At 60.6% G+C, this 14786-nt stretch carries 13 protein-coding genes; 5 read left to right on the top strand and 8 right to left on the bottom strand.

Annotated elements, in window-relative coordinates:
- Positions 1 to 14: 14 nt before the first annotated feature.
- Positions 15 to 968 (bottom strand): VirK/YbjX family protein, encoded by a 954-nt coding sequence (locus tag IMX17_RS10030; protein WP_033642547.1) that lies wholly within the window; start codon positions 966 to 968, stop codon positions 15 to 17.
- A gap of 194 nt (positions 969 to 1162) precedes the next feature.
- Between IMX17_RS10030 and macA the strand changes: the two genes are divergently transcribed.
- Positions 1163 to 2278 carry a macrolide transporter subunit MacA gene (macA, locus tag IMX17_RS10025; protein ID WP_046897066.1) on the top strand — a complete coding sequence of 372 codons (1116 nt, stop codon included), beginning with the start codon at positions 1163 to 1165 and terminating at the stop codon, positions 2276 to 2278.
- Complete coding sequence (gene macB / locus IMX17_RS10020) at positions 2278 to 4224, top strand: macrolide ABC transporter ATP-binding protein/permease MacB (protein WP_033642549.1); 1947 nt, start codon at positions 2278 to 2280, stop codon at positions 4222 to 4224. The genes macA and macB overlap by 1 nt, the downstream gene beginning before the upstream one ends.
- Positions 4225 to 4311: 87 nt before the next feature.
- Here macB and cspD read toward each other — a convergent pair whose 3' ends face one another.
- A complete protein-coding gene (gene cspD / locus IMX17_RS10015; protein ID WP_004928349.1) occupies positions 4312 to 4533 on the bottom strand; it encodes a cold shock-like protein CspD in 222 nt (73 codons plus the stop codon).
- Positions 4534 to 4888: 355 nt separating this feature from the next.
- Here cspD and clpS point away from each other — a divergent pair, with 355 nt between their 5' ends.
- Together clpS and clpA are read left to right on the top strand one after the other, a co-directional pair.
- Positions 4889 to 5209, top strand: coding sequence for an ATP-dependent Clp protease adapter ClpS (gene clpS, locus IMX17_RS10010; RefSeq protein WP_004928347.1), 321 nt, complete (start codon positions 4889 to 4891; stop codon positions 5207 to 5209).
- 27 nt (positions 5210 to 5236) lie between these two features.
- The gene (gene clpA / locus IMX17_RS10005) at positions 5237 to 7516 is read left to right on the top strand and encodes an ATP-dependent Clp protease ATP-binding subunit ClpA (protein WP_025302261.1); all 2280 of its coding nucleotides are present in this window, start codon (positions 5237 to 5239) and stop codon (positions 7514 to 7516) included.
- Positions 7517 to 7721: 205 nt separating this feature from the next.
- Here the strand turns inward: clpA and infA are convergent, their stop codons facing one another.
- The 6 genes from infA to IMX17_RS09975 all read right to left on the bottom strand — a co-directional run bounded on the left by infA (position 7722) and on the right by IMX17_RS09975 (position 14120).
- A complete protein-coding gene (gene infA, locus IMX17_RS10000; RefSeq protein ID WP_002211347.1) occupies positions 7722 to 7940 on the bottom strand; it encodes a translation initiation factor IF-1 in 219 nt (72 codons plus the stop codon).
- 105 nt (positions 7941 to 8045) lie between these two features.
- Complete coding sequence (gene aat, locus IMX17_RS09995; RefSeq protein WP_033650663.1) at positions 8046 to 8771, bottom strand: leucyl/phenylalanyl-tRNA--protein transferase; 726 nt, start codon at positions 8769 to 8771, stop codon at positions 8046 to 8048.
- 29 nt (positions 8772 to 8800) lie between these two features.
- Positions 8801 to 10540: a cysteine/glutathione ABC transporter ATP-binding protein/permease CydC gene (cydC, locus tag IMX17_RS09990; protein WP_193549697.1), complete on the bottom strand. Its 1740-nt coding sequence runs from the start codon at positions 10538 to 10540 to the stop codon at positions 8801 to 8803.
- A 2-nt stretch (positions 10541 to 10542) separates the two neighbouring features.
- Positions 10543 to 12309 (bottom strand): cysteine/glutathione ABC transporter permease/ATP-binding protein CydD, encoded by a 1767-nt coding sequence (gene cydD / locus IMX17_RS09985; RefSeq protein ID WP_182264801.1) that lies wholly within the window; start codon positions 12307 to 12309, stop codon positions 10543 to 10545.
- Between the two features lie 240 nt (positions 12310 to 12549).
- On the bottom strand, positions 12550 to 13521 hold the full coding sequence (trxB, locus tag IMX17_RS09980; protein ID WP_019454557.1) for a thioredoxin-disulfide reductase: 972 nt from the start codon (positions 13519 to 13521) through the stop codon (positions 12550 to 12552).
- Between the two features lie 158 nt (positions 13522 to 13679).
- The gene (locus IMX17_RS09975; protein WP_182264800.1) at positions 13680 to 14120 is read right to left on the bottom strand and encodes a hypothetical protein; all 441 of its coding nucleotides are present in this window, start codon (positions 14118 to 14120) and stop codon (positions 13680 to 13682) included.
- Between the two features lie 55 nt (positions 14121 to 14175).
- Between IMX17_RS09975 and lrp the strand changes: the two genes are divergently transcribed.
- Positions 14176 to 14670, top strand: a complete 495-nt coding sequence (gene lrp / locus IMX17_RS09970) for a leucine-responsive transcriptional regulator Lrp (RefSeq protein ID WP_004928318.1) — start codon at positions 14176 to 14178, stop codon at positions 14668 to 14670.
- The last annotated feature ends 116 nt before the right edge of the window (positions 14671 to 14786 follow it).

Raw genomic sequence — 14786 nt, 5'->3', positions numbered from 1 at the left:
CGGCCCGCCGGGCGTTATCGGGCGCAGAAGTGCGCCGCCAATCCCTGTTCCAGCTCGTCCAGCAGCTGATAGCGGCGGCGATACTCGGCGCGCTTCTTGCTGGCGATCTCTTCGATCGGCTTGCGGGCGATGCGCTCGGGCAGCAGGAAATAGCCGCTGTCGAGCGGTTTGGCGCCCATCGACAGCCAGAACTGATCGTAATCGGCGTGCAGCTTGTCCTTCTTCTTACTCTGGTAGCGCCAGTTTTGATAGATATGGGTGGCGTTGCCGACCGCCACGATCTGGCGGATGCCGAGGTGCCGCGCCAGCGTGCAGATGCCTTCCAGCACCAGCCGTTTAGGGAACAGGCCGTGACACTCTTTGGTGGTGTGCTGGATCTCGGCGTGCGGCACGTCATGGTTCGCGCCCTGCAGGCCGCCGATGAACAACGTCGGCTGCTGCTGATAATGCATCAGCGCAAAGGTGATCTCCGCCAGCATCACGCCGTTGGCGTTGCGCAGCAGCAGCGTGGCTTCCCCTTCCTTATTCAGTTTGTCGATCGCCGCCAGCTCCAGCGTGATCGGCGCTTCGTTCTTGCCCATCGCGCTGGCCAGCACGAAGGCGTGCGGGCCGAGGTGGCCGAGGCGCATCTTCAGCGGCATGCGCTGTACGATGAGATCGTAATGATCGCGCAGGGCGAACAGGCATTCGATCTTGCTCATGTTGGCCGCCAGGTAGGGACGATGCAGTTTGCACGGCAGGTTCGGCTGCGCGCTCAGGATCTCCTCCAGCAGCGGATTGCTGGCCAGGGTGCTGAGCAGGCCGCTGGTGGTGCGCCAGTTGAGCAGCGAACGGCCGAGAAACTTCAGGCGAAACGAGGTTTTTTTCCAGGCGTTGCTCGGTGCCTTTTCGCCATTGATCAGCGCCGTCATCAGTTGCCAGCCGTTAAGCGGCCGGGCGGAGGCGAGTGGGTAGCTGAGCTGTGACATGATGAAATCCTTGGCTGTGTTGAATGGCGCTATTTCATCAAGGCTTCACTAAACGAGAGTTCAATGCCGAACTGTAACCAAGCGTGTCTCCACATTGTGTTGAGCTAAGGTTTAGTTATTCCCTACGGTGCGTGCTAATTTAGCTCCGCCGCCGCAATGGGCGGTCGATATTTACAAGCACAGGCAGGTCAATTTTGACAGGGTTTAAAGGACATAAACGCCGCTGGATACTCGCACTGGCGGTGATTGCGGCGATTGCCGCGGCGGCCGTTTGGCACTTCCGCCATCCGGCGCCGACCGATTTCAAAACGGTAAAGGTCAGCAAGCGCGATCTGCAGCAGAACGTGTTGGCGACCGGCCAGCTGGACGCCGTGCGCAAGGTTGACGTCGGCGCGCAGGTCAGCGGGCAGTTGGAAAAGCTGTATGTCGAGATCGGCGACAAGGTGAAAAAAGGTCAGTTGCTGGGGGTTATCGATCCGCAGCAGGCGCAGAACAGCATCCGTGAAGGCGAGGCGACGCTGCGCGAGCTGCATGCGCAGCTGCTGCAGGCGCAGGCGGAACAGCAGCTGGCGGCGGTTACGCTGCAGCGCAACCAGGCGCTGGCCAAACTGCAGGCGGTATCGCGTCAGGATCTGGATCAGGCGGCGACGCAGCTGGCGGTGAAGAAGGCGCAGGTAGGCACCATCAATGCGCAGATCGCCCGCAACCAGGCCAGCCTGGATACCGCCAAGATCAATCTGGCCTATACCCGCATCGAAGCGCCGATGGATGGCGACGTGGTGCAGATCACCACGCTGCAGGGCCAGACGGTGATCGCGGCGCAACAGGCGCCGAACATTCTGACGCTGGCGGATCTCGGCACCATGCTGGTGAAGGCGCAGGTCTCGGAGGCCGACGTCATTAACCTCAAGCCGGGTCAGAAGGCCTGGTTCACGGTGCTGGGCGATCCGACCCGGCGCTTCGACGGCGTGCTGAAAGACATTCAGCCGACGCCGGAAAAGGTCAACAACGCCATCTTCTATTACGCGCGTTTCGAAGTGCCCAACCCGGAAAGGCTGCTGCGCTTGCAAATGACGGCGCAGGTGCACATTCAACTGGCCGGCGTCCAGCAGGCGCTGGTGATCCCGCTGGCGGCGCTGGGCGATCAGATAGCCGACAATCGCTACCACGTTTCGGTGCTGAAACAGGGCAAGGAAGAGAAGCGTGAGGTGGCCATTGGCCTGCGCAACAATATCGATGTGCAGATCCTCAGCGGGCTCGAGGCGGGCGATGAGGTGATCGTCAGCCGCGGCGGCGTGGAGGCCGGCTGATGGCGGCGCTGTTGCAGCTGAACGGCATTCGCCGCAGCTACCGTTCCGGCGAGCAGACGGTGGAGGTGCTGAAGGGGATCAGTCTGAGCATCGACGCCGGTGAAATGGTGGCGATCATGGGGGCTTCCGGCTCCGGCAAATCGACGCTGATGAACATTCTCGGCTGCCTGGACAAGCCGAGCGCCGGCGTCTATCGGGTGGCCGGCCAGGACGTGGCGACGCTGAGCGACGATGCGCTGGCGCAGCTGCGGCGCGAGCATTTCGGCTTTATCTTTCAGCGTTATCATCTGCTGCCGCACCTGAGCGCGGCGCATAACGTCGAGGTGCCGGCGGTGTACGCCGGGCTGGGCAAAGCGGCGCGGCGCGAACGGGCGGAGGCGCTGTTGCGCCGTCTGGGGCTGGGGGAGCGCGTAAACTATCGGCCGAGCCAGCTTTCCGGCGGCCAGCAGCAGCGCGTCAGTATCGCCCGCGCGCTGATGAACGGCGGGCAGGTGATCCTGGCGGATGAGCCGACCGGCGCGCTCGACAGCCACTCCGGCGAAGAGGTGATGGCGATCCTCAAACAGTTGTGCGCCCAGGGCCACACGGTGATCCTGGTGACTCACGATCCGGCGGTGGCGCGCCAGGCTGAACGGATCATCGAGATCCGCGACGGCGAAATCATCGCCGATTCCCGTCCGGCGCCGTCGGAGGATGCCCAGGCCAAGCCGCTGACGCTGGCCGCCGCGGCGCCTTCCTGGCGGCAGATGGGCGGCCGCTTTCGCGAAGCGCTGGTCATGGCCTGGCGCGCGATGGCGGCCAACAAGATGCGCACCGCGCTGACCATGCTCGGCATCATTATCGGCATCGCCTCGGTGGTATCGATCCTGGTGATCGGCGACGCCGCCAAGCAGATGGTGCTGGCGGACATCAAATCGATCGGCACCAACACCGTCGATATCTACCCCGGCAAGGACTTCGGCGACGACGATCCGACCTATCGGCAATCGTTGAAATACGGCGATCTCGACGCGCTGCGCGAACAGCCGTACATCAGCGCGCTGTCGCCGAGCATCAGCAGCAGCATGCGGCTGCGGCTGGGCAACGTCGACGCGGCGGCCAACGTCAACGGCGTCAGCGAGCAGTTCTTCCGCGTGTACGGCATGAGCTTTACCCAGGGCGTCGGCATCGACCCGATGCAGGTGCAGTCACAGGCGCAGACGGTGGTGATCGACGCCAATACCCAACGGCGGCTGTTCCCGCACCAAAAAAACGTAGTGGGCGAGGTGATCCTGGTGGGCAACATGCCGGCGACGGTGGTCGGCGTGGCTAAAGAGAAGCAGTCGATGTTCGGCAGCAGCAAGACGCTGAACGTGTGGGTGCCGTACAGCACCATGGCCAACCGGCTGATGGGCAACAGCTATTTCGATTCGATCACCGTGCGCATCCGCGACGGCTACGACAGCAAGGAAGCGGAACAACAGCTGTCGCGTCTGCTGACGTTGCGCCACGGCAAGAAGGATTTCTTCACCTATAACATGGACAGCCTGGTGCAAACCGCAGAGAAAACCACTCGCACGCTGCAGCTGTTCCTGACGCTGGTGGCGGTGATTTCGCTGGTGGTGGGCGGCATCGGCGTGATGAACATCATGCTGGTGTCGGTGACCGAGCGCACGCGCGAGATCGGCATCCGCATGGCGGTGGGCGCGCGTTCCGGCGATGTGTTGCAGCAGTTTCTGATCGAGGCGGTCTTGGTCTGCCTGGTGGGGGGCGCGCTGGGGATTACGTTGTCGTTCGCTATCGGTTTGGCGGTGCAGCTGGTGTTGCCGGGTTGGCAGATCAGTTTCCCGCCGGCGGCGTTGCTAAGCGCGTTCCTCTGTTCCACCGGCATCGGCGTGGTGTTCGGCTATCTGCCGGCGCGCAATGCCGCGCGGCTGAATCCGATCGATGCGCTGGCGCGCGAGTAAGTCACAGGCATAAAAAATGCCAGTCACACGGCGGCTGGCATTTTTATCGCAGTCAGAGTCAGTGCAGCGCGACGCTGCCGGAAGCGTTTAGGACAGCGCCTCGCTTTCCACTGGCACAATAAGACTGGCATGGTTGCCTTTGGGCCCTTGATGCACGTCAAAGCTGACCTGCTGGCCCGCCTTCAACGTTCTGTAACCATCCATCTTGATTGTGGAATAATGCGCGAAAATATCTTCGCCGCCGCCGGCTGGGCAGATGAAGCCAAAACCTTTGGCGTTGTTAAACCATTTAACAGTACCCGTCTCCATGCTTTTACATCCCTCGCAACGCTATTTTAAGTGAGATGAATAACTGATTTCGCACTCGCCGTGGGCGAGTAGCAGGGTGGACAAGGGGTGGTTAAAAGACCACCAGCCACGAATTTACACTCTAGAGCAAATGATCGGGGCGTCAAGGGATCGGCTTTTGTCGGCGGGGAGCAGTTCACCAAAGTTTGAAGCAGGTAACGCTATTGCCACGATTCAGTCACAATTGGCCCGTTTTTTTGCGCACGTTACAGTGCGGCGGGACGATGCCGAAGATGATAAAATAGTAACTATCCCCACTTTGAATAACCGAAACCTGTCCCCATATCAGAGGGCAGAGCAGAGAAGATGAGCAGCGATGGGCAATAACAACGATTGGCTAAATTTTGAACACTTAGCCGAAGAAAAACAAATCGATGCGGTAAAACCGCCGTCTATGTATAAAGTTATACTTAACAACGACGATTACACACCGATGGAATTTGTGATTGACGTTCTGCAAAAGTTCTTTTCTTATGATATTGAACGCGCAACGCAACTGATGCTCACGGTCCACTATCAAGGCAAGGCGATCTGTGGTGTTTTTACCGCCGAGGTGGCGGAAACCAAAGTCGTCCATGTGAACCGGTACGCAAGGGAGAACGAGCATCCGTTGCTTTGTACGCTGGAAAAAGCCTGAATAAGGCAATCTATTGGGGAGGTGCTTATGCTCAATCAAGAACTGGAACTCAGTCTCAACATGGCTTTCGCCAGGGCGCGTGAGCACAGACACGAGTTTATGACCGTGGAGCACCTGTTGCTGGCGTTGCTGAGCAACCCTGCCGCGCGAGAAGCGCTCGAGGCATGTACGGTGGATCTGGCCGCGTTGCGCCAGGAGCTGGAAGCCTTCATCGAACAAACCACACCGACGCTGCCCGCCGGCGAAGAAGAGCGCGACACTCAGCCGACGCTCAGCTTCCAGCGCGTGCTGCAGCGCGCGGTCTTCCATGTGCAATCCTCCGGCCGCAGCGAAGTGTCCGGCGCCAACGTGTTGGTGGCTATTTTCAGCGAGCAGGAATCGCAGGCGGCCTATCTGCTGCGCAAGCACGACGTCAGCCGTCTCGACGTGGTGAACTTCATTTCACATGGCACGCGTAAAGACGAGCCGGGCCAAGCGCCGAATGCGGAAAACCCGGTGAACGAAGAGCAGTCCGGAGGGGAAGACCGTATGGAAAACTTCACCACCAACCTCAATCAGTTGGCCCGTGTGGGCGGCATCGATCCGCTGATCGGCCGCGATCGTGAGCTGGAGCGCGCGATTCAGGTGCTGTGCCGTCGTCGTAAAAACAACCCGCTGCTGGTCGGCGAATCCGGCGTGGGCAAGACCGCCATCGCCGAAGGCCTGGCCTGGCGTATCGTGCAGGGCGACGTGCCGGAAGTGATGGCGGACTGCACGCTGTATTCGCTGGATATCGGTTCACTGCTGGCCGGCACCAAATACCGCGGCGACTTCGAGAAACGCTTCAAGGCGCTGCTCAAGCAGCTGGAACAGGATCAGAACAGCATCCTGTTCATCGATGAAATTCACACCATCATCGGCGCCGGTGCGGCTTCCGGCGGGCAGGTGGATGCCGCCAACCTGATCAAACCGCTGCTGTCGAGCGGCAAGATCCGGGTGATCGGCTCGACCACCTACCAGGAGTTCAGCAACATCTTCGAAAAGGATCGCGCTCTGGCGCGCCGTTTCCAGAAGATCGATATCACCGAACCGACGGCGGAAGAGACCGTTCAGATCATCAACGGCCTGAAGACCAAGTATGAAGCGCACCACGACGTGCGTTATACCGCCAAGGCGATCCGCGCCGCGGTGGAGCTGTCGGTGAAATACATCAACGATCGCCATCTGCCGGACAAGGCGATCGACGTGATCGACGAGGCGGGCGCCCGCAGCCGGTTGATGCCGGCCAGCAAGCGCAAGAAAACCGTCAACGTGGCCGATATCGAATCCGTGGTGGCGCGTATCGCTCGCATCCCGGAGAAAACTGTGTCGGCCAGCGATCGCGACGTGCTGAGAAACCTGGGCGATCGCTTGAAGATGCTGGTATTCGGCCAGGATCAGGCGATCGAAGCGTTGACGGAAGCGATCAAGATGAGCCGCGCCGGTCTGGGCCACGAGCGCAAGCCGGTCGGTTCCTTCCTGTTCGCCGGGCCGACCGGGGTCGGGAAAACCGAGGTCACCGTACAGCTGGCCAAGGCGATGGATATCGAGCTGCTGCGTTTCGACATGTCCGAGTACATGGAGCGGCATACCGTCAGCCGTCTGATCGGCGCGCCTCCGGGCTACGTTGGTTACGATCAGGGCGGGCTGCTGACCGATGCGGTGATCAAGCATCCGCATGCGGTGGTGCTGCTCGATGAGATCGAGAAGGCGCACCCGGACGTGTTCAACCTGCTGCTGCAGGTGATGGACAACGGTACGCTGACCGACAACAACGGCCGCAAGGCGGACTTCCGCAATGTGATCCTGGTGATGACCACCAACGCCGGGGTGCGGGAAACCGAACGCAAGTCGATCGGCCTGGTGCAGCAGGACAACAGCACCGACGCGATGGAAGAGATCAAGAAGGTGTTTACGCCGGAGTTCCGCAACCGTCTGGACAACATCATCTGGTTCAACCATCTGTCTACCGAGGTGATTCAGCAGGTGGTCGACAAGTTTATCGTCGAACTGCAGGCGCAGCTGGATGCGAAGGGCGTCTCGCTGGAAGTGAGCGACGAAGCGCGCGATTGGCTGTCGGTGAAGGGTTACGACCGTGCGATGGGCGCTCGTCCGATGGCGCGCGTCATGCAGGAAAACCTGAAGAAACCGTTGGCCAACGAGTTGTTGTTCGGTTCGCTGGTGGACGGCGGTTCCGTGAAGGTCGAGCTGGACAAGGACAAAAAACAGCTGACTTACCACTTCCTCAGCGCCGCCAAGCGCAAGGCGGACGAGGGCGCGGTGCACTAAGGCCGCTTTCAGGCAAAGAAAAAGCGATGCTTCGGCATCGCTTTTTTTATGGGTGAGATTCACCGTACAACAGAAACGAGTGAGCCCTCTCAGTTTACCTGCGCACCTGCAACCCGTTGTTTAACGTCGCTGCGGGGGTAAACGGAAAGGGCTCCCGAGGGATTACATCCTCGATGCCGCCAGCGTGTGGCGCGCGGTGAGCCGATTAACGGCTACGGAAGACAATGCGGCCTTTGCTCAGGTCGTACGGGGTCAGCTCTACAGTGACTTTGTCGCCCGTCAGGATGCGGATATAGTTTTTACGCATTTTACCGGAGATGTGTGCGGTTACCACGTGCCCGTTTTCCAATTCAACGCGGAACATGGTGTTGGGCAGCGTATCAAGAACGGTGCCCTGCATTTCAATATTGTCTTCTTTGGCCATCGAATCCTCTAGGTCTAACTACCTTAGTTTTTAACCGGCAAGATAATGCCGAAAAACCCCCATTATGTAAAGATGTGTCGGTGAACATTGCACCGTTTCCATCAATTAGTTTACTGGATAGGGCGGTTCAACCGGCTGTGGGGATATGACTTGCGGCTCCCAGCACGCCGGTGCCAAAGGCCGCCGTTGAAGGGTGCTGAGCTGCTGCAAAAATTGACGGCGCGGAATTTCACGCGCGCCAAGGCGGGCAGTGTGAGCGTTCAGCACCTGGCAGTCAATCAATTCCCCGCCATAAGCGGCAAAATGGCGGCAAAAGGCCATCAATGCGCATTTTGAGGCGTTGGTGACGCGGCTGAACATCGATTCGCCGCAGAACAACGCGCCCTGCGCCACGCCGTACATGCCGCCAACCAGTTGATCATCCTGCCAGACCTCCACCGAGTGCGCGTAGCCGAGGCGATGCAGATGCTGATAGGCGCGCTGCACCTCCGGGCCGATCCAGGTGCCTTCATCCGGCCGGTGGGCGCAGGCGGCGATCACCGCAGCGAAGTCGTGATTGAGCGTGATGCGAAACGGATCGTGGCGCAGAAAGCGTTTCAGGCTGCGGTTAAGATGAAACTCGGCCGGGAACAGCACCGCACGCGGATCGGGCGACCACCACAGGATGGCCTCTCCCGGCGAGTACCAGGGGAAGATGCCGCGCTCATAGGCCGCCAGCAGCCGCGGCGCCGTGAGGTCGCCACCGATCGCCAGCAGGCCGTTGGGGTCGCGCAGAGCGCCCTCAGGCGAGGGAAACGCCAGCGACTGCGGGGAGAGCTTAACGATGCGCATACAGGGTCTCTGCGTCCTCTACGGGCCGATTAAGGCGCCAGGTTGCTGATACGGTTGCGAAAGCGGGCATAGCGGCCCTGCTGGCGCATCAGGGCCGCGTGATTGCCTTGTTCGACAATCCGGCCGTCGTCCATCACGCAAATGCGGTCGAGATGTTCCAGACCGTACAGGCGGTGCGTCACCAGGATCAGCGTCTTTTCCTGACAATGCCGGCGCAGCAGCGCCAGGATCTGCTGTTCGGTTTCGGCGTCCAACCCTTCGGTCGGTTCGTCAAGCAGCAGCAGCGGGGCCGGATGCAGCAGCGCGCGGGCGATGCCCAGACGGCGCTGTTCGCCGCCGGACAGTTGCCGGCCGCCTTCGCCGAGCCAGGCGTTCAGTCCGCCGTCGCTTTCCAGCAATTTGCCGAGCCCTACCTGCTGCAGCACGTCACTCAAACGAGCGTCGTCGGCATCTGGTGCGGCCAGCCGCAGGTTTTCCCGCAGCGTATCGCTGAAGATATGCACTCGCTGGCTGACGACCGTGGTCATTCGGCGCAGCGTGGTTTCATCATAATCCTCCAGCGGTTCGCCGTTGAGCAGAATTTTTCCGCCATCGGTGCGCCAGGCGCGGGTCAGCAGCTGCAGCAGGGTGGACTTGCCGCAGCCGGTGCGGCCGAGCAAGGTGATGTGTTCGCCGGCCGCCACCTCAAGCGTGACGTCGCGCAGCACCGGCTGCGGCTGATCGGGGTAGGTGAAACTCAACTGCTGCAGGCTGAGCTGCGCCCGATCGGCAGCGGCCGGGCCGGCGGCAGGGAAGGTGACTTCCGGTTGGCGATCGATGATCTGTTTGACCCGCGTGGCGGAGGCGATCACCTGACCGAGATGCTGGAAGGCGCCGGCCACCGGCATCAGCGCTTCGAACGACGCCAGCGCGGCGAAGACAAACAGCGCGATCAACGCGCCGGGTTGGGTATCGCCGCCGATGCCCGCGGCGGTCAGCCACAGCAGCAGCGTTACCGTCAGCCCGCTGGCGAGGATCATCAGCGCCTGCGCCTTGCCGCTCAGCGAGGCCTGCTGCCACTGGCGGCGTTGCCACCGCTGTTCGGTGGCGTTCAGCGTCTGGCGGAAGTCGTTGACGGCGCCGAACACCACCAGTTCCGCCTGCCCCTGCAGCCAGGCGGTCAGGTCGGTGCGGTATTGGCCGCGCAGCGCGGTGAGTTGGCCGCCGATCGGTTTGCCGGCGCGATAGAACACCGGCGGCAGCAGCAGCAGCAGCAGCAGCAGAATGCCGCCGAGCGTCAGGGCGAGCGCAGGATCCAGCCAGCTCAGGCCGTAAGTGACGACCAGGATCACCGCCGCCGCGCCTACCAGTGGCGAGATCACCCGCAGATAAAGATGATCCAGCGTGTCCACGTCCGCCACCAGGCGGTTGAGCAGGTCGGCCTGGCGGAAACGGGCGATGCCGCCCGGCGTCAGCGGCAGGATCTTGCTGAAGGTGAACACCCGCAGGTGCGACAGCACGCGGAAGGTGGCGTCGTGGCTGACCACGCGCTCGGCGTAGCGCCCGGCGGTGCGGAAGATCGCCGCGCCGCGCACGCCGGCGGCGGGCAGCATGTAGTTGAAGGTTAGCAGGCCCGCCAATCCGGCCAGCGAAGAGGCGGCCAGGAACCAGCCGGAGAGCGCCAGCAGGCCGATGCTGGCCAGCAGGGTGACGATCGCCAAAATGATGCCCAGGCTAATCAGCAGGCTATGGCGGCGATACAACGCCAAAAACGGCAGCAACACGCGCATGATTAAAGCTCCCCGCGGCGGTGGGCGATCAGAGTGGCGAACAGGCCCGGTTGGGCGCTGAGGGTGGCGTAATCGCCCTGTTGCACGATACGCCCGTTATCCATCACCCAAATCTGATCGTAGTCTTCGGTATCTTCCAACTGATGCGTCACCAGCAGGGTGGTTTGTTGATGCGAAGCGGCATTCAACGCCTGCATCACCCGTTGTTCGCTATGGGCATCGAGGCTGGCGGCCGGTTCATCGAGCAGCAGCAAGCGGCGCGGGCCGATCAGCGCCCGGGCGACCGCCACGCGCTGCGCCTGGCCGACCGACAGGCGGGCGGCGTTGTCGCCTACTTCGGTGTCGAGCCCCTGTGGCAGATAGGGCAACAGTTCGCTGACGTAGGCGTGTTCCACCGCCTGCTGCAGCTGCGCTTCGTCGGCCTGTGGGCAGCCCAACAGGATATTGGCACGCAAGGTTTGCGCCGGCAGGTGCGGGTTCTGCCCGACCCAGCTGAGCTGTTGACGCCAGTTTTCTGCGGACAGTTCACGCAGCTCGACGCCGTTGACGGTCAACGACCCACGGTAGGGCAGGAAGCCGAGCAGCAGATTGAGCAGCGAGCTTTTACCGGCGCCGCTCAGCCCGACCAGCGCCACGCGCTGCTGCGGTTGCAGGGTGAAACTCAGCGGCCCGGCCAGCAGCACGCCGTTCGGCGACAGGATTTCCAACTCGTTCGCCTGCAGCGTCAGCGGCTGATCGGCGGGCAGCTGCCGCGTGCCGTTGCCCATCTGCTCGCCTTCGGCGCTGAGGAAGGTTTCCAGCGCTTCCGCCGCGCCGACCGCCTGCGCCTTGGCATGATAGAAGGTGCCGAGATCGCGCAGCGGTTGGAAGAACTCCGGCGCCAGAATCAGCACCAGAAAACCGGAAAACAGCGTTACGCCGAGGCCATAGCTGCCGAAGTTGAGTTCGCCGAGGTAAGAAAAACCGAAATACACCGCCACTACGGCGATGGAGATCGACGCGAAGAACTCCAGCACGCCGGAGGAGAGGAAAGCCATGCGCAGCACTTCCATGGTGCGGCTGCGGAAGTCTTCGGAGGATTTGGCGATCTGCGCGGTTTCGGCCTGCGCGCGGTCGAACAGCCGCAGGGTGTCCAGGCCGCGCAGGCGGTCGAGGAAGTTACCGCTCAGTCGCGCCAGCGCCACAAAGTTGCGGCGGTTGGCGTCGGCGGCCCCCATGCCCACCAGCGCCATAAACAGCGGGATCAGCGGCGCGGTCGCCAACAGAATCAAACCGGCGGCCCAGTTGATCGGGAAGACGGCGATCAGGATCAGCAGCGGGATAAACACCGCCAGATACATCTGCGGCAGATAGCGCGAGTAATAGTCCTGCATATCCTCGATCTGCTCGACGATGATGCTGGCCCAGCTGCCCGCCGGTTTGCCCTGGATCCAGGCCGGCCCGAGCTGCTGCAGTTTATCCAGCACCTGCCGGCGCATACGCTGGCGGATCACCTGCCCGCACAGAAAACCGACCCGCTCCCGCAGCCAGCTAAGCAGCGCCCGCAGCGCGAACGCGACGATCAGCCAGATAAACGAAGGGATCAGCTGTTCGCGCGGGATGTGCTCGATGATCAGGGCGTGCAGCAGGCTGGCCAGCAGCCACGCCTGCGCCACGATCAGCAGGCCGCTGAACAGCCCCAACAGCATGGAAAGGCGCAGCCAACGCTGCGCTAACGAACTCTGGGTTTTAAGCCAACGGGTTAACTGTTGCTGTCTGGTTTTTTTCATCAGATATGCGTCTGCGTCGCCGGCGCCCGTTTGTTACGGGCTGGGTTAACGTACTGTTAAATAATAGTGTTTGGCGCAATCGGCGACAAACAAGCGAGGCCTCATGTTACCTCGTCACCCGGCAGACTGAAAAGAATAAAGCGGGCAAATATGGCTATAACAGATGGGAAGGAGAGATTGCTAAACCCAGAAACAAAAAAAGCGGCTCGAGAGCCGCTTTTTGCCGATGATGAAAACGTCTTAGCAGACTTCCGCGCCGGCGATGCCGTCCAGATAACGCTCTGCGTCCAGCGCCGCCATGCAGCCGGTGCCGGCGGAGGTGATCGCCTGACGGTAGATGTGATCCATCACGTCGCCCGCGGCGAAGACGCCGGGGATAGTGGTTTGGGTCGCATTGCCGTGAATGCCGGACTGCACCTTGATGTAGCCGTTTTCCAGCTCCAGCTGACCGCCGAAGATGCCGGTGTTCGGGCTGTGGCCGATGGCGATGAACACGCCGGCCAGTTCCAGCTCACGGGTTTCGTTCTCCGCTTTGGTGCTGCGGATGCGCACGCCGGTCACGCCCATTTCATCGCCCAGTACTTCATCCAGGGTATGGTCGGTGTGCAGCACGATGTTGCCGCTTTTCACTTTTTCCATCAGCCGGTCGATCAGGATTTTCTCCGAGCGGAAGCTGTCGCGGCGGTGGATCAGGTGAACCTCGGCGGCGATGTTTGACAGGTACAGCGCTTCTTCAACGGCGGTATTGCCGCCGCCGACCACCGCGACTTTCTGGTTGCGGTAGAAGAAACCGTCGCAGGTTGCGCAGGCGGAAACGCCTTTGCCCTTGAACGCGTCTTCGGAAGGCAGGCCCAGATAGCGGGCGGAGGCGCCGGTTGCGATGATCAGCGCGTCGCAGCTGTATTCACCGCTGTCGCCGAACAGGCGGAACGGACGCTGCTGTAGATCGACGCTGTTGATGTGGTCGAAGACGATTTCAGTCTGGAACTTCTCCGCGTGCTCGCGCATGCGCTCCATCAACGCCGGGCCGGTCAGGCCTTCGGCGTCGCCGGGCCAGTTTTCCACTTCGGTGGTGGTGGTCAGCTGGCCGCCTTGTTCCAGGCCAGTGATCAGCACCGGGTTCAGGTTGGCGCGCGCCGCGTAGACGGCGGCGGTGTAACCGGCCGGGCCGGAACCCAGAATCAGTAATTTGCTATGTTTAGCCGTGCCCATGAATAACCTCTTTATTCCACAATGGCGGACAATGAAGCCGATTGTAGGGAAAATGGCGCAGTAAAAAAAGCGCCGGGCGACGTTGTTAACGATTTGTATGATAGTTGTCGCCTATTAATGCATCCGTTGTCGGTAAATGGTTCGTCGAACGCAGAAATTTAACTTATCAAAACCGCATGCGGCCAGCGAATCGCCAACCGTGCAAAAACGGCGCACTCTGCGGCTTCCGCCGTTCCCTGCCGGGGCTTATCGGCCAGCGATTCATAATCAAAAATGGGATGCAGACTTTTCATGACGGTACGTTGTTCTGATTTTGCTTCTTTTACTTTGACAATCCGCTGCGCATTTGCGAAAACATCATAGGAAGAAGAAATTATCCCCGTAACACCAGAAAATCGTACGTATTTGCGCCGCAAGGTGACGATACGCAGCGGGAGTGCGGAGCAGGACGCGCAAGCGTTTGCTGATTTTTTCTCGACCGAAACATCGTTGCCGGCGCTGCGCGGAGTTGGACAGACAGGCTGCGCGGCGTGGAATGATGGTAGTGAAGAAGCACATGACAGGCATCGGGTCTTCGCTTGGAACGAACCCTTACACATTGACGTTGGCTAGGGTGTGGCAAGTGCACGGAAGAAAATAAGAGAGACAATAATAATGGCAGACAACAAGAAACGCCCGGGTAAAGATCTTGACCGTATCGACCGCAACATCCTGAATGAGCTGCAGAAGGATGGGCGTATTTCGAACGTCGAGCTTTCGAAGCGCGTGGGGTTATCCCCGACACCATGTTTGGAGCGCGTGCGCCGTCTCGAGCGCCAGGGTTTCATTCATGGCTATACCGCATTGCTGAACCCGCATTATCTGGATGCGTCGCTGCTGGTTTTCGTGGAGATCACGTTGAACCGCGGCGCGCCGGATGTGTTTGAGCAATTCAACTCGGCAGTGCAGAAGCTTGAAGAGATTCAGGAGTGTCATCTGGTTTCCGGCGATTTCGACTACCTGTTGAAAACCCGCGTACCGGACATGTCGGCTTACCGCAAATTGCTGGGCGAAACCTTGCTGCGTTTGCCGGGGGTTAACGACACCCGTACCTACGTAGTGATGGAAGAAGTGAAACAGAGTAACCGTCTGGTTATCAAAACACGGTAAGGTGCAGGTGCAAAACCTGATTAAATTGGTTACACTCCTGTTTATTCATACAGTTTCGGCGCCGGGGCAGTTTCTCGGCGCTGTTGCTATGTCAGCTAACAGGAACCTGGAGAGCC

The sequence above is a fragment of the Serratia sp. X3 genome (genome assembly GCF_014982455.1).
GTDB classification, from domain to species: Bacteria; Pseudomonadota; Gammaproteobacteria; order Enterobacterales; family Enterobacteriaceae; genus Serratia; species Serratia ureilytica.
This window is presented reverse-complemented; position numbering and strand designations above follow the sequence as displayed.